The 24253-nt window shown below is 66.3% G+C and carries 24 protein-coding genes; 12 read left to right on the top strand and 12 right to left on the bottom strand.

The genetic code is table 11. The features are described 5' to 3' along the window. Complete coding sequence (locus P3L18_RS26265; RefSeq protein ID WP_172398925.1) at nucleotides 1-183, top strand: hypothetical protein; 183 nt, start codon at nucleotides 1-3, stop codon at nucleotides 181-183. A gap of 154 nt (nucleotides 184-337) precedes the next feature. Here the strand turns inward: P3L18_RS26265 and P3L18_RS26260 are convergent, their stop codons facing one another. Genes P3L18_RS26260 through P3L18_RS26250 form a run of 3 tightly spaced genes read right to left on the bottom strand, consistent with a single transcriptional unit; the run spans nucleotide 338 to nucleotide 1968 of the window. Further along, nucleotides 338-580, bottom strand: a complete 243-nt coding sequence (locus P3L18_RS26260; protein WP_079931335.1) for a hypothetical protein — start codon at nucleotides 578-580, stop codon at nucleotides 338-340. A 58-nt stretch (nucleotides 581-638) separates the two neighbouring features. Further along, entirely contained in the window at nucleotides 639-941 is a 303-nt protein-coding gene (locus P3L18_RS26255) for a DUF202 domain-containing protein (RefSeq protein WP_079931337.1), read from the bottom strand. A 52-nt stretch (nucleotides 942-993) separates the two neighbouring features. Then, complete coding sequence (locus tag P3L18_RS26250; RefSeq protein WP_276115793.1) at nucleotides 994-1968, bottom strand: alpha/beta hydrolase; 975 nt, start codon at nucleotides 1966-1968, stop codon at nucleotides 994-996. 266 nt (nucleotides 1969-2234) lie between these two features. Here P3L18_RS26250 and P3L18_RS26245 point away from each other — a divergent pair, with 266 nt between their 5' ends. Further along, the gene (locus tag P3L18_RS26245) at nucleotides 2235-6128 is read left to right on the top strand and encodes a Pls/PosA family non-ribosomal peptide synthetase (RefSeq protein ID WP_276115781.1); all 3894 of its coding nucleotides are present in this window, start codon (nucleotides 2235-2237) and stop codon (nucleotides 6126-6128) included. Between the two features lie 64 nt (nucleotides 6129-6192). On the opposite strand, the gene P3L18_RS26240 is transcribed toward P3L18_RS26245, so the two are convergent. Continuing rightward, complete coding sequence (locus P3L18_RS26240) at nucleotides 6193-6768, bottom strand: DUF308 domain-containing protein (protein WP_014358660.1); 576 nt, start codon at nucleotides 6766-6768, stop codon at nucleotides 6193-6195. Nucleotides 6769-6898: 130 nt separating this feature from the next. Between P3L18_RS26240 and P3L18_RS26235 the strand changes: the two genes are divergently transcribed. Further along, entirely contained in the window at nucleotides 6899-7756 is an 858-nt protein-coding gene (locus P3L18_RS26235; protein WP_276115780.1) for an acyl-CoA thioesterase domain-containing protein, read from the top strand. Between the two features lie 15 nt (nucleotides 7757-7771). On the opposite strand, the gene P3L18_RS26230 is transcribed toward P3L18_RS26235, so the two are convergent. Genes P3L18_RS26230 through P3L18_RS26215 form a run of 4 tightly spaced genes read right to left on the bottom strand, consistent with a single transcriptional unit; the run spans nucleotide 7772 to nucleotide 12317 of the window. Then, entirely contained in the window at nucleotides 7772-8797 is a 1026-nt protein-coding gene (locus P3L18_RS26230; protein ID WP_276115779.1) for an amidohydrolase family protein, read from the bottom strand. 35 nt (nucleotides 8798-8832) lie between these two features. After that, nucleotides 8833-9867, bottom strand: coding sequence for a VOC family protein (locus P3L18_RS26225; RefSeq protein ID WP_276115778.1), 1035 nt, complete (start codon nucleotides 9865-9867; stop codon nucleotides 8833-8835). 9 nt (nucleotides 9868-9876) lie between these two features. Continuing rightward, nucleotides 9877-10743 carry an alpha/beta fold hydrolase gene (locus P3L18_RS26220; protein WP_079931348.1) on the bottom strand — a complete coding sequence of 289 codons (867 nt, stop codon included), beginning with the start codon at nucleotides 10741-10743 and terminating at the stop codon, nucleotides 9877-9879. A gap of 11 nt (nucleotides 10744-10754) precedes the next feature. Continuing rightward, entirely contained in the window at nucleotides 10755-12317 is a 1563-nt protein-coding gene (locus P3L18_RS26215) for a bifunctional 3-(3-hydroxy-phenyl)propionate/3-hydroxycinnamic acid hydroxylase (protein WP_276115777.1), read from the bottom strand. 149 nt (nucleotides 12318-12466) lie between these two features. Between P3L18_RS26215 and P3L18_RS26210 the strand changes: the two genes are divergently transcribed. The 7 genes from P3L18_RS26210 (at nucleotide 12467) to P3L18_RS26180 (ending at nucleotide 19987) form a co-directional block, all read left to right on the top strand. After that, a complete protein-coding gene (locus P3L18_RS26210; protein WP_079931343.1) occupies nucleotides 12467-13099 on the top strand; it encodes a TetR/AcrR family transcriptional regulator in 633 nt (210 codons plus the stop codon). Further along, on the top strand, nucleotides 13096-13884 hold the full coding sequence (locus tag P3L18_RS26205; RefSeq protein ID WP_079931344.1) for a fumarylacetoacetate hydrolase family protein: 789 nt from the start codon (nucleotides 13096-13098) through the stop codon (nucleotides 13882-13884). The genes P3L18_RS26210 and P3L18_RS26205 overlap by 4 nt, the downstream gene beginning before the upstream one ends. Before the next feature lie 82 nt (nucleotides 13885-13966). Further along, nucleotides 13967-14923 carry an acetaldehyde dehydrogenase (acetylating) gene (locus tag P3L18_RS26200; protein WP_276115776.1) on the top strand — a complete coding sequence of 319 codons (957 nt, stop codon included), beginning with the start codon at nucleotides 13967-13969 and terminating at the stop codon, nucleotides 14921-14923. Next, on the top strand, nucleotides 14920-15945 hold the full coding sequence (gene dmpG, locus P3L18_RS26195; protein WP_276115775.1) for a 4-hydroxy-2-oxovalerate aldolase: 1026 nt from the start codon (nucleotides 14920-14922) through the stop codon (nucleotides 15943-15945). Before P3L18_RS26200 ends, dmpG begins: the two co-directional genes overlap by 4 nt. Continuing rightward, complete coding sequence (locus tag P3L18_RS26190; protein ID WP_276115774.1) at nucleotides 15938-17533, top strand: MFS transporter; 1596 nt, start codon at nucleotides 15938-15940, stop codon at nucleotides 17531-17533. Before dmpG ends, P3L18_RS26190 begins: the two co-directional genes overlap by 8 nt. Continuing rightward, nucleotides 17530-18678 (top strand): amidohydrolase family protein, encoded by a 1149-nt coding sequence (locus P3L18_RS26185; RefSeq protein WP_276115773.1) that lies wholly within the window; start codon nucleotides 17530-17532, stop codon nucleotides 18676-18678. The genes P3L18_RS26190 and P3L18_RS26185 overlap by 4 nt, the downstream gene beginning before the upstream one ends. Nucleotides 18679-18943: 265 nt before the next feature. Next, nucleotides 18944-19987, top strand: a complete 1044-nt coding sequence (locus tag P3L18_RS26180) for a DUF4185 domain-containing protein (RefSeq protein ID WP_276115792.1) — start codon at nucleotides 18944-18946, stop codon at nucleotides 19985-19987. 32 nt (nucleotides 19988-20019) lie between these two features. Here the strand turns inward: P3L18_RS26180 and P3L18_RS26175 are convergent, their stop codons facing one another. The 3 genes from P3L18_RS26175 to P3L18_RS26165 all read right to left on the bottom strand — a co-directional run bounded on the left by P3L18_RS26175 (nucleotide 20020) and on the right by P3L18_RS26165 (nucleotide 22405). Next, nucleotides 20020-20640 carry a DUF305 domain-containing protein gene (locus P3L18_RS26175; RefSeq protein WP_014358657.1) on the bottom strand — a complete coding sequence of 207 codons (621 nt, stop codon included), beginning with the start codon at nucleotides 20638-20640 and terminating at the stop codon, nucleotides 20020-20022. A gap of 57 nt (nucleotides 20641-20697) precedes the next feature. Further along, complete coding sequence (locus P3L18_RS26170) at nucleotides 20698-20946, bottom strand: hypothetical protein (protein WP_276115772.1); 249 nt, start codon at nucleotides 20944-20946, stop codon at nucleotides 20698-20700. Nucleotides 20947-21151: 205 nt separating this feature from the next. After that, the gene (locus tag P3L18_RS26165; protein ID WP_006369444.1) at nucleotides 21152-22405 is read right to left on the bottom strand and encodes a phosphatase PAP2 family protein; all 1254 of its coding nucleotides are present in this window, start codon (nucleotides 22403-22405) and stop codon (nucleotides 21152-21154) included. A gap of 237 nt (nucleotides 22406-22642) precedes the next feature. On the opposite strand from P3L18_RS26165, the gene P3L18_RS26160 reads away from it, so the two are divergent. Next, nucleotides 22643-22849: a hypothetical protein gene (locus tag P3L18_RS26160; protein ID WP_006369443.1), complete on the top strand. Its 207-nt coding sequence runs from the start codon at nucleotides 22643-22645 to the stop codon at nucleotides 22847-22849. Between the two features lie 65 nt (nucleotides 22850-22914). Further along, a complete protein-coding gene (locus P3L18_RS26155) occupies nucleotides 22915-23685 on the top strand; it encodes a deoxyribonuclease IV (RefSeq protein ID WP_006369442.1) in 771 nt (256 codons plus the stop codon). Nucleotides 23686-23740: 55 nt separating this feature from the next. Here P3L18_RS26155 and P3L18_RS26150 read toward each other — a convergent pair. Next, the coding region (locus tag P3L18_RS26150; RefSeq protein WP_276115771.1) for an HNH endonuclease signature motif containing protein at nucleotides 23741-24253 on the bottom strand (513 nt) is incomplete at its 5' end.

Here is a 24253-nt window from a genome sequence, read left to right as displayed (position 1 = left end):
TTGGCGGTTCCGCGGGTTCAGCTCTCGGGTGCGCGGCCGGTGGTGCGCCGCGCGATCAGTGTCGGCGGTAGGACGAGCCTGCGCGACGACCTCATGCGCGAGGCGGTCGGCGTCCTGTGGCACAGCGACTCCCCGGCCGGTGTGAACCGGGGCCAGCACATCGTCGGCGGGCGGTCGGCCTGACGGCGCCGACGCACGACGATCGCTGAGCGAGCGCGCCACATACGAATACAGATTCCACATGAGCGGACCCTCGACCCCCAAAATCAGGGTTTTTCGGCCAACTTGGTGGAATCTGTATTCGTATGGCACGGTCGCGGCGATCCCGCGGGAGGGGTCAGTCGTCCTCGTCGTCCGCGGGCTGTGCGGGCGGGGTGAGCCGAGCCTTGCGGTAGGTCATCACGAGCATCGCGATGTTCACCACGATCAGGACGATGCCGAGGGTGACCCACAGCCACCGGCCGTCGCGCCACCAGATGTAAGTGAGGAAGCCGACGCAGACCATCACGATGATCGCCCCGATGGTCACCATGCCCCGCGAAAAGGTCTGCGCGGCGCTCTGGAACTGGTGATCGGTCATGGTGACGCCGACCCTCCTGGTCTGTGGCTCGGGAAGTACTCAGTGGCTCGAGAAAAATTCAGTGCCCGATGACGATCGTCAACGCGATCGCCACCGCAATCACCACTATGGCAGCGACCACCACCAGCAGATGCGAGGACCCCGGCATCGGGCCACCCTCACGCAGTGCACGATCGGTCCGGCGCCACCGCCAACCGCCCATGACGGCGATCGCACACCCGAGCGCCACCATCACCAGGCCGAGGGTCGTCTCCAGTGTGCGATCGGTGATGTCGGGAGCCACGTAGACGATCGCGACACCACCGGCCAGGAATCCCAGCGACGTCCGAACCCACGCGAGCAGCGTGCGTTCAGCCGCCAGCGTGAACCGCGCATCCGGCGCGCCGGCTACCCTCCCGGGCTGGTCCCGCCCGTCATCCGGCCCACTTGTTCTCTCGGTCGTCAGCGCTCTTCGCCTCTCGGATCGCGCGGCCGGCGAACTCGGCCGACACCTCGATGGCCTCCAGTGTCTCCCGATGGTGCGAACCGAAGACCGGGAACGCGTGAATCTGCCACGAATAGCTGTGCGCCTCCGCCCGGACCCCGGCCTCGTCGAGGTTCTCGACGAGGTCGATGACATCGGGTTCGAGCAGTTCGTTCTCCGCGGTGATCATGATGGTCGGGGGAAAGTCCTCCAGCTCGAGGTCGGCGATGCGGCGCACCCCGGTGAAGGCGACCGGGCCGCGCAAGAAGTGCGGCGCGAGCTTGACCAGCTGGGACAACGGGATGTAGGCATCGGAACTGCTGCTGCGGTCGGGATTGTCGGCCAGGTCGAGATCCAACAGCGGTGAGAACCCGATGAGCGCTGCCGGTGTCGGGAGTCCTTGTGCGGCAGCCCCTTCGACGACCTTGGCGGCCAGGAATCCACCCGCCGAATCGCCGGCGACGACGACGCGTCGGTATCCGCGTTCGGTCAGCAACTCCCGGTAGGCCGACATCGCGTCGCTGACCGAGGTACCGACCCCGGCCGCGGGCAGCTGCCGGTAGACGAGGGAGAACACCGGCACCTCGCAGGCGCGCGAGAGTCGCGCCGCAATCGACCGGTGCGTCCCCACCCCGCCGACGACGAAGGCGCCGCCGTGCAGATAGAGGATCGCGGTGTCGGAGTCCCGGCGTGAGGGGCCGGTGGGCAGGATCACCTCGGCCGGTCGGTCACCGAGGCGAATCTGCTCCCGGACGACGTTGTGCGGTTTGGGCCCGACGGCGAACATGCGGTCGATGAGGAAGAGTCCGGCCATACCCTCCCGGTTGAGCGGCCACAGCGACAGCAACGGTTTCAGGAACAGTCGGCTACCCACCCAGATCGGATACGAGAGCGCGCTGGCCTTGCGGTGTTGGACGATCGGCATACCGAATACCTCCTGTGCCGGCATACCTCCTGTGCCGGCGTCGGGCGGGTCCGATGGGGCATGACCGGTGTGGACGGGTCAGCTCCAACCTCTGGTGTAAGCGAACCTACACCGAGATCAGAGTTCATTCCGGTTGTTCGGCAGCCTTTGCGTGCAGGGTCACCGCGGGCGGGATAACGGAGACGATCGACACCTTCCGTTCACCCGTGTCCGGCGCAACTCGTCGACCAGTCGCGATATTCTTCTCGTTCCATGTCTAGGCAACGGTGGTGAGTGTGGAGATCCCAGCACAGTATTTGCTGTCGTCGCAGGCCAGCGACCCGCGAACACTCTGTGACATCCTCGACGAGACCGCCGCCCGATACCCCGACGCGCCCGCGATCGACGACGGTGAGCGGGTGTACAGCTACGCGCAACTGCGCGCGGTGATCCGCCGCGGCGCCGACCGTCTCGCGGCGGCCGGGGTGCGGCGCGGCGGGCGTGTCGGTATCCGGATGCCGTCGGGGTCGCGGGACCTCTACACCGCGATCCTGTCGGCGATCTACGCCGGTGCGGCGTATGTGCCCGTCGATGCCGACGACCCCGACGAGCGCGCCGAACTCGTCTTCGGCGAGGCCGGGATCGACGTGCTGATCGACGCCGACGGCGTGCACCCGACGTCGACTCCCGAGGAGTCCAACGCCACGCCCGGTGATGCGGGCGCCTGCCGTCCCACCACCGCCGACGACGCGTGGATCATCTTCACCTCCGGATCGACCGGGACCCCGAAAGGTGTTGCGGTGACCCATCGCAACGCCGCGGCCTTCGTCGACGCCGAAGCGCGGCTGTTCCTCACCGACGAGCCGATCGGCCCGGGCGACCGGGTGCTGGCCGGATTGTCGGTGGCCTTCGACGCCTCGTGCGAGGAGATGTGGCTGGCCTGGCGCAACGGTGCGTGCTTGGTACCGGCACCGCGGTCACTCGTCCGCAGCGGAATGGACCTGGGCCCGTGGCTGGTGGCGCGCGACATCACCGTGGTGTCCACCGTTCCGACACTGGCGTCGCTGTGGCCGCCGGAGGCTCTCGAGGCGGTGCGTCTGCTGATCTTCGGCGGGGAGGCGTGTCCACCGGAACTCGGTGAGCGGCTTGCTGTTCCGGGCCGCGAGGTGTGGAACACCTACGGGCCCACCGAGGCGACGGTGGTGGCCTGTGCGGCACCGTTGGGTGGAGAGGGTCCGGTGCGGATCGGATTGCCGCTTCCCGGTTGGGATCTCGCGGTGGTTGATGCCGAAGGACGGCCGGTCGCCGAGGGCGAGATCGGCGAACTCATCATCGGCGGTGTCGGACTGGCCCATTACCTGGACCCGGCCAAGGACGCCGAGAAGTATGCGCCGATGCCCACTCTCGGCTGGGAGCGCGCCTACCGCAGCGGCGATCTCGTACGGCTCGACGCGCAGGGACTGGTCTTCCAGGGGCGCGCCGACGATCAGGTGAAGGTCGGCGGTCGGCGCATCGAGCTCGGCGAGATCGACAATGCGCTGCAACACCTCCCGGGGGTGAGCGGTGCAGCAGCGGCGGTACGCCGATCGGCGGCCGGCAACGCACTGCTCGTCGGCTACCTGGTCTCCACCGACCCCGACTTCGACGTCTCGGCAGCGCACGCCCTGCTCTCCGAGCGACTGCCGGCGCCGATGGTGCCGCGACTGGCACTCGTCGACGAACTGCCCACCCGAACCTCCGGCAAGGTCGACCGCAACGCGCTGCCCTGGCCGCTGCCCGGGGCGGGCACCGACGACGACGATGACGCCGACGACTTCACCGCCACCGAACAATGGCTCGCCGACCGCTGGACCGACGTCCTCGGCGCTCGCATCGCCAGCGTCAACGCCGACTTCTTCACCGAGGGCGGCGGCTCGCTGTCTGCGGCGCAGCTGGTGACCGCGCTGCGGGAGCGGTACCCGCAGGTCACCGTCGCCGACCTCTATGATCACCCGCGGTTGGGGTCGCTGGCACGGATGCTCGACGCGATCGCGCCGGCCACGGTCGTCGTCGAACGCGAGGTCACCCCGACACCGCGTCGTACCGGTATCGCCCAGATCCTGCTGTCGGTGCCCCTGACCACGCTGACCGGTCTGCAGTGGGCGACGTGGCTGGGCGTGACCAACAACGTCGCGGGAGCCGCGGCCCGCGCACTCGATGTCTCCGTGCCGTGGCTGGTCGAGGTGAACTGGTGGGTGGTGATCGTGGCCTTCGCTATCTTCATCACCCCGCCGGGCCGGATGCTGATCGCCGCGGCCGGAGCGCGGGCACTGCTGGCCGGTGTCACCCCCGGCGACTACCCGCGTGGCGGATCGGTACACGTCCGGCTGTGGGTGGCCGAGCGACTGTTGGAAGCCGCGGGCGCGGCGAACATGTCCGGTGCGCCGTGGATGATCTACCTGGCCCGTGCGCTGGGCTCGAGCATCGGCCGCGGCGTCGACCTGCACACCATCCCACCGGTGACCGGCATGCTCACCGTCGGCGAGGGCGCGTCGATCGAACCCGAGGTCGACCTGTCGGGATGGTGGATCGATGGCGACGTCGTGCGCATCGGTGAGATCGTCATCAAGCGCGGCGCCGCGATCGGCGCCCGCTCGACGCTGGCTCCGGGCGCGGTGATCGGCCGCGACGCCGAGATCGGACCGGGCTCGGCGGTGTTCGGCCGGGTGAAGAAGGGCCAGCACTGGGCCGGATCGCCCGCGGTCAAGGTGGGCAAGGCCGGCCATCCGTGGCCCGCACATCGCCCGCCCCGCCGATCGGGCTGGGTCCCGGTGTACGGGGTGTCGTCGCTGCTGCTGGCCTCGATCCCGCTGATCTCGCTGGGCGCGGGGCTCGTGGTGATCGGCACCTGGGCGCTGCACGCCGACCGGCTGCGTGACGTCGCCCTCCGCGCGTTGATCCTGACCCCGGCCGCCACACTGGTGAGCCTGGGCGTGTTCGCCGTGATCACCGCCGTGCTCGTGCGGCTGCTCGCGCTGGGGATGACCAAGGGCTATCACCCGGTGCGGTCGCGGGTCGGCTGGCAGGTGTGGATGACCGAGCGGCTGCTCGATTCGGCACGGACGTACCTGTTCCCGCTGTACGCGAGCCTGTTGACGCCGTGGTGGTTCCGCATCCTGGGCGTCAAGGTCGGCAAGGGTACCGAGATCTCGACGGCGCTGGTGTTGCCGAAGTTCACCACCATCGACAACGGTTCCTTCCTCGCCGACGACACCATGGTCGCCTCCTATGAACTCGGTGGCGGCTGGCTGCACATCGACGACGCGAAGATCGGCAAACGCTCCTTCCTGGGCAATTCCGGGATGGCCGGGCCGGGTCGCAAGGTGCCCAAGAACGGCCTGGTCGCCGTGCTGTCGGCGGCGCCCGATCGGGCGAAGTCCGGGTCGAGTTGGCTGGGTAGTCCGCCGGTTCGGTTGCGCCGCACCGCCGCCCGCACCGATACCTCACGCACCTTCGATCCGCCGATGCGTCTGAAGGTCGCCCGGTCGGTCATCGAGACCCTGCGTCTGATTCCGGTGATGGTGTCGTTCGTGCTCGGGCTGTTCATGCTGATCGGTCTGCAGTACATCGCCTTTCACGCGAACTACGTAATCGCCGGGTTGGTGAGCGGACTGATCCTGCTCGTCGCGGGCGCGGCGGCCTGCTGTATCGCCGCAGCCGCCAAGTGGCTCGTCGTCGGACGCATCGTGGTCTCCGAGCATCCGCTGTGGAGTTCGTTCGTGTGGCGCAACGAGCTCTCGGATGCGTTCGTCGAAACCGTTGCCGCACCGTGGTTCGCCAACGCCGCCACGGGAACGCCGATCCTGAACCTGTGGTTGCGGATGCTCGGCGCCACCATCGGTCGTGGGGTGTGGTGCGAGACCTACTGGCTTCCCGAGGCCGACCTGGTGACGTTGGGTGACGGCGCGACCGTCGAGCGCGGCTGCGTGGTGCAGACCCACCTGTTCCACGACCGGGTGATGGCCATCGACCGGGTGGTCCTGGAGCCGGGTGCGACGATGGGCCCGCACTGTGTCGCGCTGCCCGCCTCGGGGATCGGGACGTCGGCGACGGTGGGCCCGGCGTCGCTGGTGATGCGTGGTGACGTGGTGCCTGCACACACCCGGTGGCAGGGCAATCCGATCGCACCCTGGTTCGGCTGACGCGAAGGGCCGCAACCGGAATCCGATTGCGGCCCTTCTTTTGGGTTGTTCGCGCGCGACGCGCTCAGAGGGTGTCGGGGCCGCTCTCGATCTTCTTGGGCAGCGTGCACAGCGTGACGATGCTGATGACGACGAGCATGACGCCGCCGACGAAGACGACCACGGTGACTGCGTACTGACCGAGGACGATCATCACGATGCCGGCGATCACCGAGATCACGCCGGAGAGGATCAGGAACCAGGTCGGGGAGTGCTGGGAACCGGACACCGCACTGAACAGGTCGTGCACGCCCTGGAAGATCCAGCCGATGCCGATGAACAATGCGAGCAACCACACCGCGTCACCCGGGCTGAACAGGGCGATGATGCCGACGAGCAGGGTCAGCACACCGACGACGCCGAGCAGCGCCCGTAACCCGGTGGAGAGAAATGTCGCGGCAAATGCCTGGTAGAGCCGGAAGATTCCGGCGATGATCAGCGAGATGCCGAACAGCACGGCGAGCACGAGAGTGGTCGCGCGGGGCCAGAAGACGGCGACGAGGCCGAGCACGATCCCGACGATGGACGTCACGATCAATGCCGTGCGGACCGCGCCGATGATCTCGTTCGGGAATTGTCTGGTGTTCACACCGAATGTCATTTCCGAAGATTATCCCGAATTCGGTGTGAGGGATGAGAGGTCGGCGCAGGTTGGGCCGAAGGACTCTCGGCGGTATCGCCCGATCGACCCGCGCATCACCCGCAGGGGGTGAACCGGTAGACAAGATGACGTGAGCGATATCGCCTTCTTCCGGCCCGACACCGACGGGCGGGTGTTGCCGCTCGCCTACGCCCGCAGCCTGTGGGCGCCGGGCACCCTCAACGGACCCGCGGTCTGCGCGCTGGCCGCGCATGCAGCCGAGCAGCGGATCGCCGAGCCGGGTTTCCGGGCGGCACGTTTCACCATCGACCTGTTCAGGGCGGCGCGGGAGATACCGACCAGCACCCGAGCCCGTGTGCTGCGATCGGGTGGGCGGATTCGGGTCGCCGAGGTCGACGTCGTGCAGTTCCCCGACGACAGCGCGGCAGAGGCTGAGGTGATCGTGGCGCGGGCGACCGCGGTGTTCCTGCGCGAGTCGCAGAATCCGCCGGGGCAGCGGTGGCAAAGTGATGCCGGGGCCCGCACCTTCTCGCCGCCGACGACCGCGGTCGACGACTGGGCACCCCGCTTCGCCTCCGACGCCGCTGGTGTCGGGGAATGGGACTCGAACATGGGCAACCACCAGAACGGGCTGCGCAAACGGGTGTGGACACGGGCCGCACCGGCGGTCGTCGGGGCGGAACTGACACCGTTCGTGCGTGCCGCGATCAGTGCCGAATCGACCAGCCTGATCTGCAATTGGGGAACCACGGGGATCGGTTTCATCAATTGCGATCTGACCGTGGCCCTGTCGCGGTTGCCGCGTGGTGATCGCATCGGCGTCGAAGCCGACTCGCACACCGAGCACGACGGGATCTCGGCGTCGACGGCCGGGCTGTACGACGTCGACGGGATGTGGGGCGTCGGAATGGTGACGGCGGTGAACAACGCCGCGGCCGAAATCGACTTCACCAGCGTTGATGTGCGCGGGCGCTATCGCGAAGCGTGAGACCTCGAGTTGACATCAGGTCCGCATTGCGCGGCTGACGACGCGCATGAGTCGCCGACGCACTGCGCCGGCAAGTCCGATGTCGAGGTCGGAAGGTGCTTGGTCGCTCGGGCCGAATCTGGGGAACAAGGTGGCCGCGGTGGACCAGTCGATCGCCGCGCGATCAGCATCGGTCAGCTCTCGATAGTCCTCGAGCGCAGTGGCGAAGTATGTGGCGGCGGCCACCGGTGCGAACGGCCAGTCTGACCCGAAGGTGATGTGGCCTGGCGCTGCGAACGCCAACAGGGTCGGGAGCGCGGCCGGGCTGGCGGTCAGGGCGGTGTCGAAGTAGAAGGTGCGGAACTCGTCGAGTGAGTCGGTGATACCGCGGCCGGTGTCGCCCAGGATCGCGATCGCCATCCGGTGCGAGGCGTAGGGGACGAATCCGCCGCCGTGACTGAGTAGAAATCGGATACGCGGATACTTCCGTCGAATCCCGTTCCTCACCAAGAGATATGCCGCCCGACTGGTGTCGAGGAGGAAGTCGGTGGCGAACGGTGGGAGGTCCGAAACCGCCGGTCCAGGCAGGTCGGCGGGATGGATGAAGACGACTGCTTCTCGTGCATCGAGCACCTCCCATAGCTCGTCCAGGCCTGGTTCTCCGAGGTAGTTTCCCTGTGCATTGGCGAGCAGTGTCACGCCGTCGGCGCCGAGTTCGTCGAGTGCGCGGGCCGCTTCGCGCGCCGACGGGCCCGCATGGGGGGTGGGCACTGTGGCGAGAAACCCGAGGCGGTCAGGATGTTGGCGTGCGAGGTCGGCATTGTGATCGTTGAGCTGCGCTGCCAGCTGTGACGCCTGGTCGGGATCGTCCAAGAAAGTGGTCCCCGGGGTGGACACCGAGAGCACCGCAGCGTTGACAGACAGTGCCGCCATGGTGGAAAAGGTGCTGTCGAGGTTCCAGTCGGGAAGAGTCCGACCGCCGGCCGCATCTATCCCTTTGGCGCGCAGGGCGTTGCGGTAGAAGTCGGGCACCACGTGATGGTGGGTATCAATGCGGGGCATGGTGGATCCTGTTCTGCGGGTTTCGGTGACGAATCTCAGTTGTCGGCGATCCCGGCGCCTGCGAGCGCCGGGACGATGTCCTCATCGGTACGCAAAGACAGTGCCCCACGACGGAACTGGTTGAGTTTGTCGATGATCGTCTGACCCACGGGGGTGTGGCCCCAGATACTGATTCCCTGATGAGTGGATGGTTCCCAGGTCTTCTCGTCCACTGTGATGGGGTTCCACCCCACTTCCCATTCGAAACCCGACGGGGTGAGCGCATAGAACGACAACTCTTTGTCGTTGGTGTGCTGCCCGACCGAGAGTGACATGCCGAATCCGAGTTGCTTGACCCGCTGATAAGCCTCGGTCATGTCGTCGAGGGTGGCGACCTCGATGTTGAGATGCTGCACTCGCGTGCGAATCGGATTGATCGGCAATGCCCGTACATTCGCGATCGCAATCGAATGATGTCGTTCGTTGACGCGCAGAAACCGGATCTTGAGTTTCGCTCCACTGATCGTCTCGTCGATGTAGTCGGTGAGCCGCGCGTCGAAGACCGTGTTGTAGTAGCCGCGCATCTGCTGCGGCTTGGTTGAGGTGATCGCGACATGGCCCATACCCGAAGTCCCCGTGACGAATCCACCGGAGTTGGTCATGAACAGAGGTTCGTCGGTGACGCGTGCGCGGGTGAAGATCTCCTGGGCCAGCCGGTTGGGACCGGGGAACCGGGTCAGCCGTTGCACTCCGCGGATCGCTGCGTCGTGCTCGGAGCCGTCAATGCTCGGAACCCCGCGGCCGGTCACCCGGGAGAGGATCGTGTCGAAAGATTCGTGGTCGTCGAGTTCCCAGCCGAGGGCAACAACATCTTCGGCGGGCCCACGAACGATGATGAATCGGGCTTGGTGGTCGTCGAGGCGGAATCGGATGACGTCGGGCGAGACCTCGTCGAGGTGCATGCCGATGGCATCTTTGCCGAAACGGCGCCAGTCGGCGAATCGTTGGCTTTCGATGACGATGTAGCCGAGGTGGACGTTGCCGAACACCGAGGGCGCCGCGACGGTCGACGCCGCGGTGGGTGCGCTCATGGAAACTCCTTATGCGTAGGTGCCGTCGAGGAAGTCGGCGACGACGCGGTTGAACAGGTCGGCGCGTTCCCATTGGACCCAATGGCCGGTACGCGCCGGCATGATCAGATCGGCGTAGGGGAGGCGATCGACGAGCATCTGCGCACCGGCGGGCTTGTTGACCTTGTCGTTCTGTCCCCAGAGCACGAGTGTGCGGGTCTGCAGTTGGGCTAATCGCGGGTCGCGGGTGAAGTCCATGCGCCACAACGTCTTCAGTGCTCCGACTCCCGATGGTCGTCGCAGCGGGGGGTTGGCGATGGCGTCGGGGTCGATCGATGACTGGTAGCGCTCGTCGATTGCTGCGGCGGGTACCGATTCGGCGTCGTACACCAGGTATGTACGGATGAATTCTTCGAGTTTGTCGCGACTGGGGCCTGCACCGGTGTAGTAGCCGAGGAGGCTGTTGAGCCCTTTGGTAGGAGCTCCACGGGTCGTACCGATGCCGCCTGGTCCCATCAGCACGAGCCGGTCGACCCGGTGCGGGGTGTCCAGGGCCAGCCGCAACGCGCACGCGCCGCCGTAGGAGTTGCCGACCAGATGGGCCTTGTCCAAGCCGAGGTGGTCGAGCAGCGCGCGGATCGCGTCGGCCAGCGCCCCGAACGGATCGTCCTGCGAGAGGTTCTTGCTGCTTCGGCCGTAGCCGGGCATGTCGGGAACGATGACCCGGAATCGTTGTGCCAGTGCGTCGATGTTGCGCACGTAGTTCGACAGCCCGGAGGCGCCCGGTCCGCCGCCGTGCAGCAGGATCACCGGTTCACCCGAACCGATGTCGGTGTAGAAGATCTCGGTGTCACCGTTGACGGTCACGGTGTGCGAGGTGTGCTCGGAGGCGATCATGCTGTGTTCCTTCATCGCGTCGGGACCGGTGCTGCGCGCAGGCCGGTGGGTGGTAGGGGCAGTGAGCTGTCGACATCGGCTGCGGCATAGATGAATCCGTCTGGACGCACGGCCACTGCGGCGGCGGACAGTTGAGTCAGCCACGCAGCGAGGGTGCCGTCGGAGTCGATGATGGTCCCCGCCCTCGGTAGCGCTCCGGCCGGGAGCACCTGCAGGGTCGACACATCGCACGCCTGCCACGCCGAGTGCTGACGAGCGTCGAGGCTCAGGACATGCCAGCGGCCGGCGAGCACGTTGTCGAGGGGCGTGCGGATTCCCTTCTCGTCGAGCACCCACGGTTGCGGGAGTTGCCACCCGCGGGCCGGATGCGAGGTCGGCGACAGGAAGCCGTTGTCATAGTGCGCCTTGGGAATCCACTTGGTGTTGACCATCCAGCGCGGGAACGAGGGAACTTTTGACAGAGCGCGGAGAGCATGATTGCGTATCGCCGCAAGTAGTGGACGGCGTTCGGTGATGATCTTCCCGGCGAACACTGCGTGCGCGGTGGTCTCGCGGAGATGCGGTTCACGCTCGGTCTGATAGGTGTCGAGCACTGTCTCAGGCAGGCTGTCGTCGAGGACCGCGGCGAGTTTCCAGCATAGATTCGCCACGTCACGCACACCCGAGGCCATACCTTGACCGATCCACGGCGGCATCGCATGGGCGGCGTCGCCGGCGAGAAACACTCGGCCGACGCGCCACCGGTCGGCAACCCGGACGTGGTGGCTGTAGACGACCGCACGCAATATTTCCACGTGATCGGGAGTGATGCCCTGATTGCGCAGAATCTCCCAGATCGCTTGGTGAGAGACCAGGTGATTCTCGTCCTCGCCGTCACGAACCGGAAATTCCCATCTGTGATGCCCCAGCGGGGTTGGGCAGTCCACGGTGGGTCGTTGCGGGTCGCAGTGAAACCGCAACCGCGAACTACCCTCCCACTCCTTGCGGACCTCGGTGTCGATCACCACCCACCGCTCGGTGAAGGTGCGGCCCTGATAGCCGATGCCCAGTTGTCCGCGCGTCGCCGACGATCCGCCGTCGGCGGCGATCACATAGGACGCACGTAGCCTGACGAAGCTGTCCTCGGACAGATCGGCGGCGAGTATCTCGGTGTCGTCCGGCCCGCTGACGACTTTCAGACATTCGTGTCGGGTCAATACGACGACGTTGGGAAAGCGTTCCACTCCGGAGCGCAGCGTCGTGTCGACGGCGGGCTGGTAGATGAACTGCTGAGGCGGGTGCCCCGCTCCCCGCGACGTCGGCTGCACCTCGATGAACGGCCGTCCGTCGGAGTCGACGAAAGCGACCGGCCCCCCGGGCAGCATGTCGTCCTGCAAACGGTTGGATAGACCGACCTGTTGCCAGATCCGCAGCACCTCTTCGTCGGTGGAAATGGCGCGCGCCCGGCCGTAGATGTCCGGATCACGCTCGAGCACAACCACATTCAGGCCTTGTTTGCCGAGTAGGTTCGCAGCGGTCGCCCCTGTCGGGCCGTAACCGATGATCGCGACGTCATAGTGCGGAATGTCGGGCACGGATATCTCCTCGAACCTGGCCGCGCTGCACGAAAGCGCCGCACACTTATCTGTAACGATCACTACGGTAAGCCCTTGACCACCGCCCGTCAAGGGCTTACCGTAGTGACTACTACAGAGACTGTCCGGTATCGGAAGGGAGCGAGTCAATGGCCGCAGCACCTCGGCGGGTACGAGCCAACGGCGAGGCATCGAAGACAAAGATCCTTGACGCCGCAACAGAAATCGCGAGTGAACGCGGATACGAGGGCACCAGTATCGGACTGGTGAGCAAACGATGCGGGCTGCCGGCGAGCTCGATCTATTGGCACTTCGCCGACAAGGACGATCTCATCGCCGCCGTCATCGAGCGCAGCTTCGGACGCTGGCTGGCGGCGTGGACCGTACCCGCAGAAGGCGATGCCCAGCAACGTGTCGCGGACATGGCCCTGCAGGTCGCCAAGGCCCTGCTCGATTCTCCGGACTTCCTCCGGCTCGGTCTGATGCTGGCTCTCGAGCGGCGACCGGTGGAACCACGGGCTCGCGAGATGTTCCTGCAGGTGCGTCGCGAGGCGCACGAGACGATTCGTCGGGCGACCGCGGATCTGGCGCCCGGCCTCGACGAGGCCTCACTCGACCAGCTGGCCACCTACTCGATGGCCGGAGCCGATGGACTATTCATCGCCAAAGAGATCGGCGGGGATGCTGTTGACCTGCTCGCGCTGTTCGAGCTACACGCGCACGCCGTCATCACCGCTGCCGTGCACCTGGTCGAACAGAGCGAAAAGGAGGATCAGCGATGACCCTGACCACCGATCAAGTTGGGCACTGGGCCGACCGTCTTCACCAAGCGCTGTCGACGAGTACTCCGATCGAGCCGCCGACAGAGTCCGTACCCGATCTCGATGTGGCCACCGCATACGCGATTCAGCAGTACAACCTCACTCGTCAACTCGACAGTGGCGCTTCGCTTGTCGGGCGCAAGATAGGCCTCACCTCCGCGCCGATGCAACAGCTTCTCGGTGTCGATTCGCCTGACTTCGGCTTCATTCTGGACAGCATGGTCACCCCCGACGGCGGCACCATTTCCTCGGCCGCCCTGTGCGCACCAAGGGTGGAACCGGAGATCGCCTTCCGTCTCCATCGCCCCCTTCGCGGGCCCGGCGTCACCGTCGCTGATGTCATCGAGGCCACCGATGCCGTCGCCGCCGCCTTGGAGATCGTCGACAGCCGTGTCTCCGATTGGCGAATCACATTGCCCGACACCGTTGCCGACAATGCCAGTTCCGGTGCCGTGGCCCTCGGCCCGTGGGTTCCCATCGGCCAGGCACCTGATCTCGACGAGGTCGCGGCATCCCTGATGATCAATGGCGACATCGTCGACAGCGGTATCGCGACCGCGGTACTCGGGCATCCGGCCGAGGCCGTTGCGTGGTTGGCCAACGCGCTGGCGGACTACGACACCGGTATCGACGCCGGCCAGTTCGTGATGTCCGGCTCGATCACGTCCGCGGTGTTCGTCCATACCGGTGACACCGCAGCAGCGGACCTGACCGGATTGGGCCGAGTCGCGGTCACCTTCGTCTGAAACACGCAGCTCATCTCAACTCGAGACGCGACAACGCTGTCTGCGCAACACCCATAGCCCGCCCACACCCGAAAGCAGCGCCATGAGCAGTACATCCCGATACCCCGTCGCCATCATCGGCTCGGGCAACATCGGCACCGACCTGATGATCAAGATCATCCGCGACGACGGCCCACTCGCAGTCGCCGCGATGGTCGGTATCGACCCGACCTCCGACGGCCTGGCCCGTGCCCGACGATTCGGAGTGACCACCACCGCCGATGGGGTCGATGGGCTCCTCGCACTCCCCGAATTCGACGACATCGAGCTGATTTTCGACGCCACCTCGGCCGGCGCCCACCGCGCGAACTGGGGCTCGCTGGAGTCGACCGGGAAACGAATGCTCGACCTGACACCCGCCTCGATCGGTCCGTTCTGCGTACCGGTGGTCAACCTCGATGAGCACCTCGACGCCCCCAACCTCAACATGGTGACGTGCGGCGGTCAGGCCACCGTCCCGATCGTCGCTGCCGTCAGTCAGATCGCGCCGGTGTCCTACGCCGAGATCATCTCCTCGATCTCCTCGAAGTCCGCAGGCCCCGGCACCCGCGCGAACATCGACGAGTTCACCGAAACCACTACCACCGCTCTGCAAGAGGTAGGCGGCGCCACACGTGGCAAAGCGGTGATGATCCTCAACCCCGCAGACCCCCCGATCCTGATGCGCAACACCGTGTATTGCCTCGTCGACGGGGACGTCGACCACGCCGCCATCGAGGAGTCGATCATCGAGATGGTCGGGCGCGTCACCGAATACGTGCCGGGCTATCGCCTCAAACAGCGCGTGCAGTTCGAGACTTTTAGCGCCGAGAAGCCGCTGCACATCCCCGAAACAGGAAAGTTCACCGGTACCCGCGTGACGACGATGCTCGAGGTCACCGGCGCCGCTCACTATCTCCCGGCCTATGCGGGCAACCTCGACATCATGACCTCGGCGGCAAAAGCCACCGCAGAACGCATTGCCGCCCATTTCACCCACCCGGCAGGAGTCACCCCGTGACCGCCATCTACATCAGTGATGTCACTCTTCGCGACGGAATGCACGCCATCCGCCACCAATACACCACCGAACACGCGGTCACCATCGCCGCCGTCCTCGACGCCGCCGGCGTCGACTCGATCGAGGTTGCCCACGGCGACGGACTCGCCGGGTCCAGTTGCATCTACGGTTTCGGCGCACACACCGACCTCGAATGGATCGAGGCTGTCGCCGGGGCCGTCGAACGGGCCACCGTCGCCACGCTCCTGTTGCCCGGAATCGGTACCGTGCACCACCTCAAGGACGCATACCGCGCAGGCGCGCGCACCGTACGCGTTGCCACTCACTGCACCGACGCCGACATCTCGGCCCAGCACATCGCTGCCGCCCGCGAACTGGGCATGGACACCGTCGGCTTCCTCATGATGAGCCACATGGCCCGCCCCCAGGAACTGGCCGAACAAGCCAAACTGATGGAGTCCTACGGCGCCACATGCGTCTACGTCGTCGACTCAGGCGGTGCGATGACCATGCACGACATCGCCGAACGCTGCGATGCGCTGCGCGGAGTCCTGCACTCCGACACCGAGATCGGCATCCACGCCCATCACAATCTCTCCCTCGGCGTCGCCAACTCGATCGTCGCCGTCGAACACGGAGCCAACCGCGTCGACGCCTCCCTGGCCGGGATGGGCGCCGGCGCCGGCAACGCTCCCCTCGAGGTCTTCATCGCCGCGGCCACCCGTATGGGATGGGACACCGGGTGCGACCTCGACGCGCTCGAAGACGCCGCCGACGACATCGTCCGCCCGCTACAGGACCGTCCCGTCCGAGTCGACCGCGAAACCCTCACCCTCGGCTATGCCGGGGTCTACTCCAGCTTCCTGCGGCACGCCGAGATCGTGGCCGAGCGCTACGGCCTCGACGCCCGCAGCCTGCTCGTCGAAGCCGGGCGGCGCGGGATGGTCGGCGGTCAAGAAGACATGCTCGTCGACATCGCACTGGACCTGCGCTCCGACACCGTCGGAGCGCACGGTGGCTGAGGCCGACGACGCCGGCAGTCCGCTCATCAGCCGACGGGCGCAACGCGGCGTTCTCTTCGCCATGTGCCTGGCTTTGATCCTGGTGGTGGCGTCGGTATCCGCGCTGAACCTCGCACTCCCTGACCTCGCCGTGGACCTCGGCGCCGACAACACGGCACTGACCTGGATCGCCGACGGTTACACCGTCGCGCTCGCGGCTCTCGTCCTACCGCTGGGAGCCATCGGAGATCGCTACGGGCGCAAGAAGATCCTGATCGTCGGCACAATGGTTTTCGGTGTGGGGTCACTGGCTGCATCCTTCGCGGACACCACTTCGGCTCTCATCGGCTGGCGCGTGGTGATGGGCATCGGAGCGGCGATGATCATGCCCGGCACCCTGTCGACAATCACCGCCACGTTCCCGCCCGAACAGCGCAACAGAGGCGTCGCCATCTGGTCCGGATTCGCCGCCGCCGGCGCAATCATCGGCATGCTCGCCGCCGGCTCGCTACTCGAGCGCTGGGGATGGCAATCGATTTTCATCACCAGCGCCGCAGTCGCCGCGGTGGCCGCAGTAGCCGCCGCATTGCTGTCCCCCGAGACACGCGATGAGGCGCGCCATCGTTTCGATGTTGTTGGTGCCGTGGCGACCTCCGTCGCGGTCGGCACCCTGGTGTTCGCGATCATCGAGGGCAACGACCAGGGCTGGACCACGGTCCCGGTCCTGTTGGCCGCAGCCGTGTGCATCGCCGGCTTCACCGTCTACGCAATTCAAGGACTGCGGACACAGCACCCCTTGCTCGACCCACACCTGTTCGGGCTGCCCGGGTTTCGAGCCGGCGCGGTCGTTGTCCTCACCCAGTTCATGGCGATCTTCGGGTTCTTCTTCGTCGGCCTGCAATACCTGCAACTGATCCTCGACTACAGTCCGCTGACCGCGGCGGTAGCACTGATCCCCGTCGCCGCCGTCGTCCTACCCACCGCAGCCCTCACACCGCGCCTCGTGTCGGTGATTGGTCTCAAGCTCGTGATGGTCATCGGCCTGCTGCTCATTGCCGGCGGACTCGTCGTGGTCTCCCGACTCACCCCCGACTCCGGCTACCCGCCATTTCTGCTCGGTCTCATCGTCGCGGGCCTCGGCATCGGACTGGCCAGCTCCACCGGCACCAGCGCCATCGTCGGATCGCTGTCCCAGAACAAGCAGGGCGTCGCCTCCGCCATGAACGACACCACCCGCGAAGTCGGGTCGGCCATCGGTATCGCCGTGATGGGCTCGGTGTTCTCCAGTCAATACTGCGAACACCTCCCCGACCTGTCGCGTCTACCCGAACCGGCGGCAACGGCCGTCCGTGACTCGGCAGCCGCCGGTCTGGCGACCGCCGAGCGACTCGGCGGCGCCGTGGGCGCACATCTCGAAAGCGGTGTGCGAGAAGCGCTCATCGACGGCATGTCAGCGTCGATGCTCTCCGTCGCCGGGGTATTGCTCGTCGCCGCGGCCGGTTGCGCACTCAAAGCACCGCGTCGGCAACCCGAACCGGCGTCTGCCGACCATGAGCCGACCAACAGCACCACCAACTCCGTCGCCCGAGAGGAATCTCCGAAACAATGACCCCCACTGCGCATTCACGATCCGACCACGGCGCACCGACCGGCTACGGGCGGTCGGCGGGAGTGAGCCGCCGAGCGATGCTCATCGGTGCCGGCGCCGTAGCAGCCGGAGCCACGGTTGCCACGGCCGGCGGCGGTGACGCCGGAGCATCACCGGCTCCCACAGGTCGCTACCGAATCGACATGCACGCACATTTCTTACCGCCGGAGTATCGGGCCGCGCTACTGGAACACGGACACTTCACCATCGGCGGGTATCCCACCCCGCAGTGGTCACCGGAATCAGCGATCGACTTCATGGACCGTTGGGGCATCCAGGCTCAAGCCCTCTCGGTGTCGGATCCGGGTGTGTCCTTCCTGCGCGGAAAGGACTCCCGCGACCTCGCACGGTACTGCAACACATACGCCGCCGGCCTGTTCCACACTCACCGAAGCCGGTTCGGCGCATTCGCCGTGCTGCCCATGCCCGATGTCGCCGCGTCCATCGCCGAACTCGAATATGCCCTCGACACATTACATCTCGACGGCGTCCTACTGCTCAGCGCCTACGACGGCGTCTACCTGGGCGATCCCCGCTTCGAGCCGCTGATGGCCGCACTCAACGCCCGTAGAACATTTGTCTTCGTCCACCCCGCAGCCATACCCGACAATGCCAAACCGGCGCTGCCACTGCCGGACTTCCTCGAAGAGTTCACCTTCGACACCACACGAGCGGCCACGCTGATGCTCGCCGGCGGCACTCTTCGCCGCTATCCCGGTATCCGATTCCAGCTCGCGCACGCCGGCGGCACCCTACCGTTCTTGTCGTGGCGGATCGGGGTACTCGCCGAAACACCCATCGGTAACCATTGGCCCGCCGGAGCGCCACGCCCGTCGGCGCTCGACGTGCAGCAACTGATCCAAACGTTCTACTTCGACACCGCACTGAGCGCTTCGGAAGCCGCCATGAGATCGGTGCTCGCCGTCGCACCACGTTCACATATTGTGTTCGGCTCCGACTGGCCGTTCAGCCAGGCTGTCTTCCTGGAAGGCGGAGGCGACCCCGCACCCGGGCTCAGTACGGTGTTCAGCACAAGCCAGCGCTACGAGATCGAACGGGCCAATCCGCTGAGCCAACTACCACGCCTTCGATCGGCAGTCGGTTGACCTATCGATATCGACGTGACATCCCCTGCGGCGCTGAACAACTCATACACCGATGAGTGGACGCATCCATTGGGCCGTGCGGCACTGGAACTGCCCGTTCATCACCGAATTCGGTTAGCAGACAGCAGAGCATGAGCGACTGTTCGCAAGACGACGCCCGGGAGTGACGCGATACGCGCGTGATCTCTCCGCCTTTGCTAGGGTCCACCGCATGACCTGGCTCCGTCTGCGCCCAAGATCGGTTCCCCTGGGCCCGAGAACAGCGGTGGCCGCCGCGGTCACGACGATCGGCCTGATGGTGGCGGGCGTGGGCGGCGGACCGGCCGGCGCCACGACATATGCCGCAGGCATGGCCGGCACCGTCGCCCGGCTCACCGGACCCGGCGCCATCAACGACACCCTCGGGCGCTACGACATCCTCGGCACCGACCTCGGCGTCATGTGGGACAACGGTCGTGGCGAGATCCTGACCGCCTTCGGCGATACCCAGTCCTTCGACGGGCGGTCCCTGCTCTACGGGTCGTTGTTCCACTGGCGCTCGAATGTGTTGTTGCGCAGCACCGATCACAACCTGGCCGACGGCATGACCTTCACCGGCCACACCGGACCACCCGGGTATGCCAGCCGATTGCTCAAACCCGACCTCCGCAAGGAGATCACCCTGATCCCGACCGCCGGTGTGGCCGTGGGCAAGACGCAATACCTGAACTTCATGTCGGTCAAACACTGGGTGGCCAACAGTCATTGGGTCACCAATTTCTCCGGCCTCGCCCGCTCCGACGACAACGGACGCACCTGGCGGCGCGTGGGACCGCAACGCCCCAACTCGGGCGGTAACGTCAAGTTCCAGATGGCCGCCTACCTCAAGGTCGGCGACACCGTGTATCAGTACGGAACACCCGACAGCCGTTGGGGCGCAGTCTATCTGGCGCGTGTCCCGGCGTCGCAGATGGAGAACATCAACGCCTACGAGTACTTCTCGAACGGCCGGTGGGTGCCACGCGTCCCGGGAGCAGCGACACCGATCATGCCACCCAAGAACGGGGAGATGTCGGTGGCGTGGGATTCGTATCTGGGCAAATACATCTCGCTGGTGCAGACCGAGCCGGGCGTCAAGCTGCGGACCGCGGATCGGCCCGAGGGACCGTGGTCGGCCGGCGAACTCGTCGTCTCCCGCGACGACCCGTACTCGGGTTACGCACCGTTCATCCATCCATGGTCGACGTCGGGCCCGACGCTGTATTTCACCTACTCCGTGTCGTTCGGCTATCAGGTCTACCTGATGCGGCTGCCGCTGCGGCGCGGCTGATGGCGCAGGTGAAATACAGCGTCGAGGTGGGCCTACCGTCCCAGCATGACGTTCATCTGATCGATCTCGGCCTGCTGGGTGTTCTTGATCTGCGTTGCCAGCGACCGTGATTCAGGGTCGATCCCGCCGGCGAGTTCCGCATCGGCCATCGTGATCGCCCCTTGGTGATGGGCGATCATGCCCTGCAACCACAGCGTGTCGAATTGCGCGCCACGGGCGTTCTCGAGCGACGTCATCTGCGCGTCGGACATCATCCCGCCCATGTCGCCGCTCATCGAGTGGCCGCCATGGTCGCCGCCGTCGTCGACCGCGACGCCCCACGACTTCAGCCGTGCGGTCATCTGATCGATCTCGGGCTGCTGGGCATTCCTGATCTGCGTTGCCAGCGCGCGCAATTGGGCATTGTCGGTACGGCTGGGCACCAGGTCGGCCATCTCGACCGCCTGCTCGTGGTGCGGGATCATCATCTGGTTGAACATGACATCGGCCTGGTTGTGCGCCGCGTTATGGGGCGACGAGGTTGCCGTCGTGCCGTGTCCCGAGTGCCCGGTGGGCGACGAGGACTCCGACGACGAACAGCCCGCCACGATCAACGCGGCCGCGGCGAGTGCTGTTGCCGCCGAAGCGGCCCTGCGGATGGTGCGAAGAGACATCTGAAAGCTCCTGTGTGATGGTCGATATGGCTGTGATGGTGGTCTGGGACCGGTCCATCAGCAGCGGATCACCGACAGGCTCAGATGCGTGGGCTGCGCCCAGGGTGGTGGTCGCCCGAGGTGTCCGAGGAGTGCGGGCGCGATGCCCATGAGGGCGGGTAGCGCCGCGAAGCCCCAGACGAGCATCAGCAGGATGACCGGCGGCAGTGGCGCGTCGTCGGCGCGCACGAAGACGCAGTGGTGGCCCAGGACGCAGTCACCGGCGTCGCTCATGTGGGAGACTTCCGGGTCCGCGGCATTGGTCATCGTTGCGATGCTGTGGTGTTCGGTGCTGTGGTGTTCAGTGCTCTGGTGAGGTGCAGCGTGCGCTTCACGCGGGGCGCCGGCGACGAGAGAGTGCATGAGCAGCACCGCGATTGCGAGCAGCCCGACCAAGCACACACGAAGCCACCACTGCCGGTGACCGATTCGTGGGGCGCGCATCGCGACCAGCCTAACCGGCGGGCCCACCTCAGCCGACGGGCGACGCCTCGGCGTCTGCCTGCGCCTTGCGTCTGTTGCGTGGCGCAATGAGCTTGCGGTCGACGAGCCGGTAGACGGCGACGACGAAGGCCGCCAACGCCCAGCCGAGCAAGATGTCGAACACGTAATGCTCGGCGGTGTAGACAAGGGTGAACGCCATGGCAAAGGCGTACCCCAGGAACAATGTTCGGCCGAGCGCTTTGACGCGCGGCCACATGAACAGGGCGAGCAGCATCGTCAGCGCGGCGTGCAGCGAGGGGATGGCGGCGACCAGGTTGGACTTGCCCTGACCGATCTCGATGAGGTTGGACGCGACGTGGATGTTGAGGAATTCCCATCCGCGGGCCGAGATCCGTTCGACGTACGGTGCCGCACCGGCATGACTCGGGTCGAAGGGACCGAGTATCCCGCCGGGCTGGGTGGCCTGCGGGGTGGTCATGCAGATCGCCTCGCGCGGTCCGTCGGCGACCTCCGCGGAGGTGCACCGGGCGGCTGCCCAGGGTGGTGCCGCGGGCACGAACGTGTATCCGATGAGCCCGAGGAAGGTGGTGGCGATGAAGCATGCGGCGAACCGTCGCCACGTCGCCCGGTTGCGCAGCCACAGGATGGCCGCGAGCGCGTACGGGACGACGAAGTACGACATGTAGACGACGCTGGTGATGACCTCCCACCACGGCGCCGACGGCGACTTCAGGTGCGCCTGCAGCCACACCGTCGGGACCACCCCGAAGATGGCCTTGTCGACGTCGGGGGCGAGATGCCAGGCCACCGGGACCTGGATGAACTCGGCGACGTTGCGGGTCCAGTCGTAGAGCAACAGGATCAGCGCGAACGGCGCCCAGTCGATGATGACGGTGATGACGCGGCGCCGGCCGATACTGGCCGCGATCAGCCCGAGGCACAGCAGGATGATCAGGCGGGTGCGGTCGAAGGCGAGCCCGTGCTCGACGATCTCCCACACCATGAACAGCGCCCACGCGACGATCGCGACCCGGCGGACCATGGTGAGGTCGCGACGCTTCTCGGGTTCGGCCTCCATCTCGGCGGCCGCGGCGATGTCGGCGAGGATCGGTTCGAGGTCCGGCGGGTTGTCGTCGCCGAATGCGGCGTCGGTGTCGGTCTCCTCTACGCCGGTGCCCGCGCCGTTCTGATCCACGGCGGATTCGCGTACGACCTGCTCAGGAGCCTGCCGTCGGCGGTGATCGTCCGGCGAGGGCACGTCGATTGCCTCGTCAACACTCACGCGAAACCGCCTCTTCATCACCGCACTACCGACACGTAACCCAGAGTCAGCCTAATGAACATTCCTGAAAGTGGCCGGTCGCCTCGCCCCTTCGCACGTCAGGAGTGTCGAAGATGCCGACGGCCCGACGCCGATGGGCGACGCGACATAGACTCCGAGTGGGACACATCACACGCTCAGGCAGTTATGAGCCACGTGCCCGATCGGCGAGGCCGGCATCCGGTCAGGAGGTTGTAGATGCCCAACAGGTTCCTGCGCTACGGCGATCAGCGCTACATCATCACCAAGGAGGCCGAAGCGCGGCTCGACCGCGCCCTGGAGTCCGTGTACTCGCACGGCGGCGGCCATCAGTGGTTGAACCTGTACCCCGACACCGAGGCGCCGTGCCGACTGTTGATCGCGTCCGGTGTGCCGATCACCGTCGAGACCGAGCCCAACGACTGATCTGCACCGTTCGGCGAGTGCGGGCTGCGGGGTTCGGTCTCGCGTGCGCGCCCTAAGCTGGCACCATGCGCATCGGAGCTCACTTGCGGGAGGATGACGACCCGCTGACCACCGCGACGGACCTCGGCGTCGACGTCTTCCAGATGTTCGTCACCGACCCTCAGAAGTGGAAGAAGCCGGTCCCCCGCCCGGACGCGCAGGCTTTCCGCGACTCCCCGATCGACGTCGTCGTCCACTCGAGTTACCAGATCAATGTGGCCAGCCTGAACAACCGGCTCCGCATGCCCTCCCGCAAGGCCGTCGAGGAGCAGGCTGCCGCTGCTGCCGACCTCGGCGCGTTCGGTCTCGTCGTCCACGGCGGCCACCTGCGCGACGGGGAGGATTCAGCGGAAGGGTTTGCCAACTGGCGCAAGCTGTTCGACCGTCAGGTCGACAAGGGCGGCTTCGGGGTCCCGATTCTCATCGAGAACACCGCAGGCGGCGACCATGCGATGGCCCGAACCCTCGAGGCCATTGATCGACTCTGGGAGGCGGTCGGCGATTTCGAGCAGGCCGGCTTCTGTCTCGACACCTGTCACGCGTGGGCGGGCGGCGAGGATCTCGTCGGACTCGTCGAGCGGGTCCGGGAGATCACCGGGCGTATCGATCTGGTGCACCTCAACAACTCCCGCGACGAGTTCGACTCCGGCCGCGACCGTCATGCGAATCTAGGGTCGGGACACATCGACCCAGAGGTGCTCGTCGCCGTCGCGGCAGCGGCCGACGCACCCATCATCCTCGAGACGCCGGCCGAAGGAATCCCCGACGATCTCGAATACCTGCGGTCGGCGTTGTAGCGCCCTCGAGACCCGTTGAGCCACAGCTGGTTCCACCCCACAGACAAAGCGACCGTCACCGCGGGTAGGTGACAATCACCTGCCCACTCCGTCGGTTCCGCCACTCCACCCGTCGGTCGGTGTAGAGCGTCGGCACCCACTCGGCGAGGTGTTTGCGTTGGTGATCGGCCCGGCACAGTGGGATCAGATCACCGAGCACCGTCCAGCCTCCGGCCTCGGGGTCGGTGTGGTTGAACGGTCGCCAATGATCGAGGTCGCACAGGTGTGACGGCATCCCGCAGAACGGAAACCGGCACCAGGCATCATTGGCCAGCACCTCAGCGCGCAATGTCGCGCTGGGTGCATACGTCAATGCCCCAGGAGGTGGCACGGTGTGACCACCGTGTCCGGTCGGATCCGCCGGTGGCGCCTGCGGCCGGTCGGAAATCTGCGGGATGAGTGGTCCCGCGGCACGGGCGGATTCGGGGTAGTGGACGGTCTTCGCCACGTCGGCGAGGGCGGTGGCGTAGTCGCGGTCGATGGGCCCGTATCCCTGCAACCGGGGCACGAGAATCCCGTCCGGATCCTT

The organism is Gordonia sp. N1V (genome assembly GCF_029269935.1).
In the GTDB taxonomy this organism is placed as follows: domain Bacteria; phylum Actinomycetota; class Actinomycetes; order Mycobacteriales; family Mycobacteriaceae; genus Gordonia; species Gordonia polyisoprenivorans.
The sequence above is the reverse complement of the archived record's forward strand: the minus strand, read 5'-3'. Positions and strand labels throughout refer to the sequence as shown.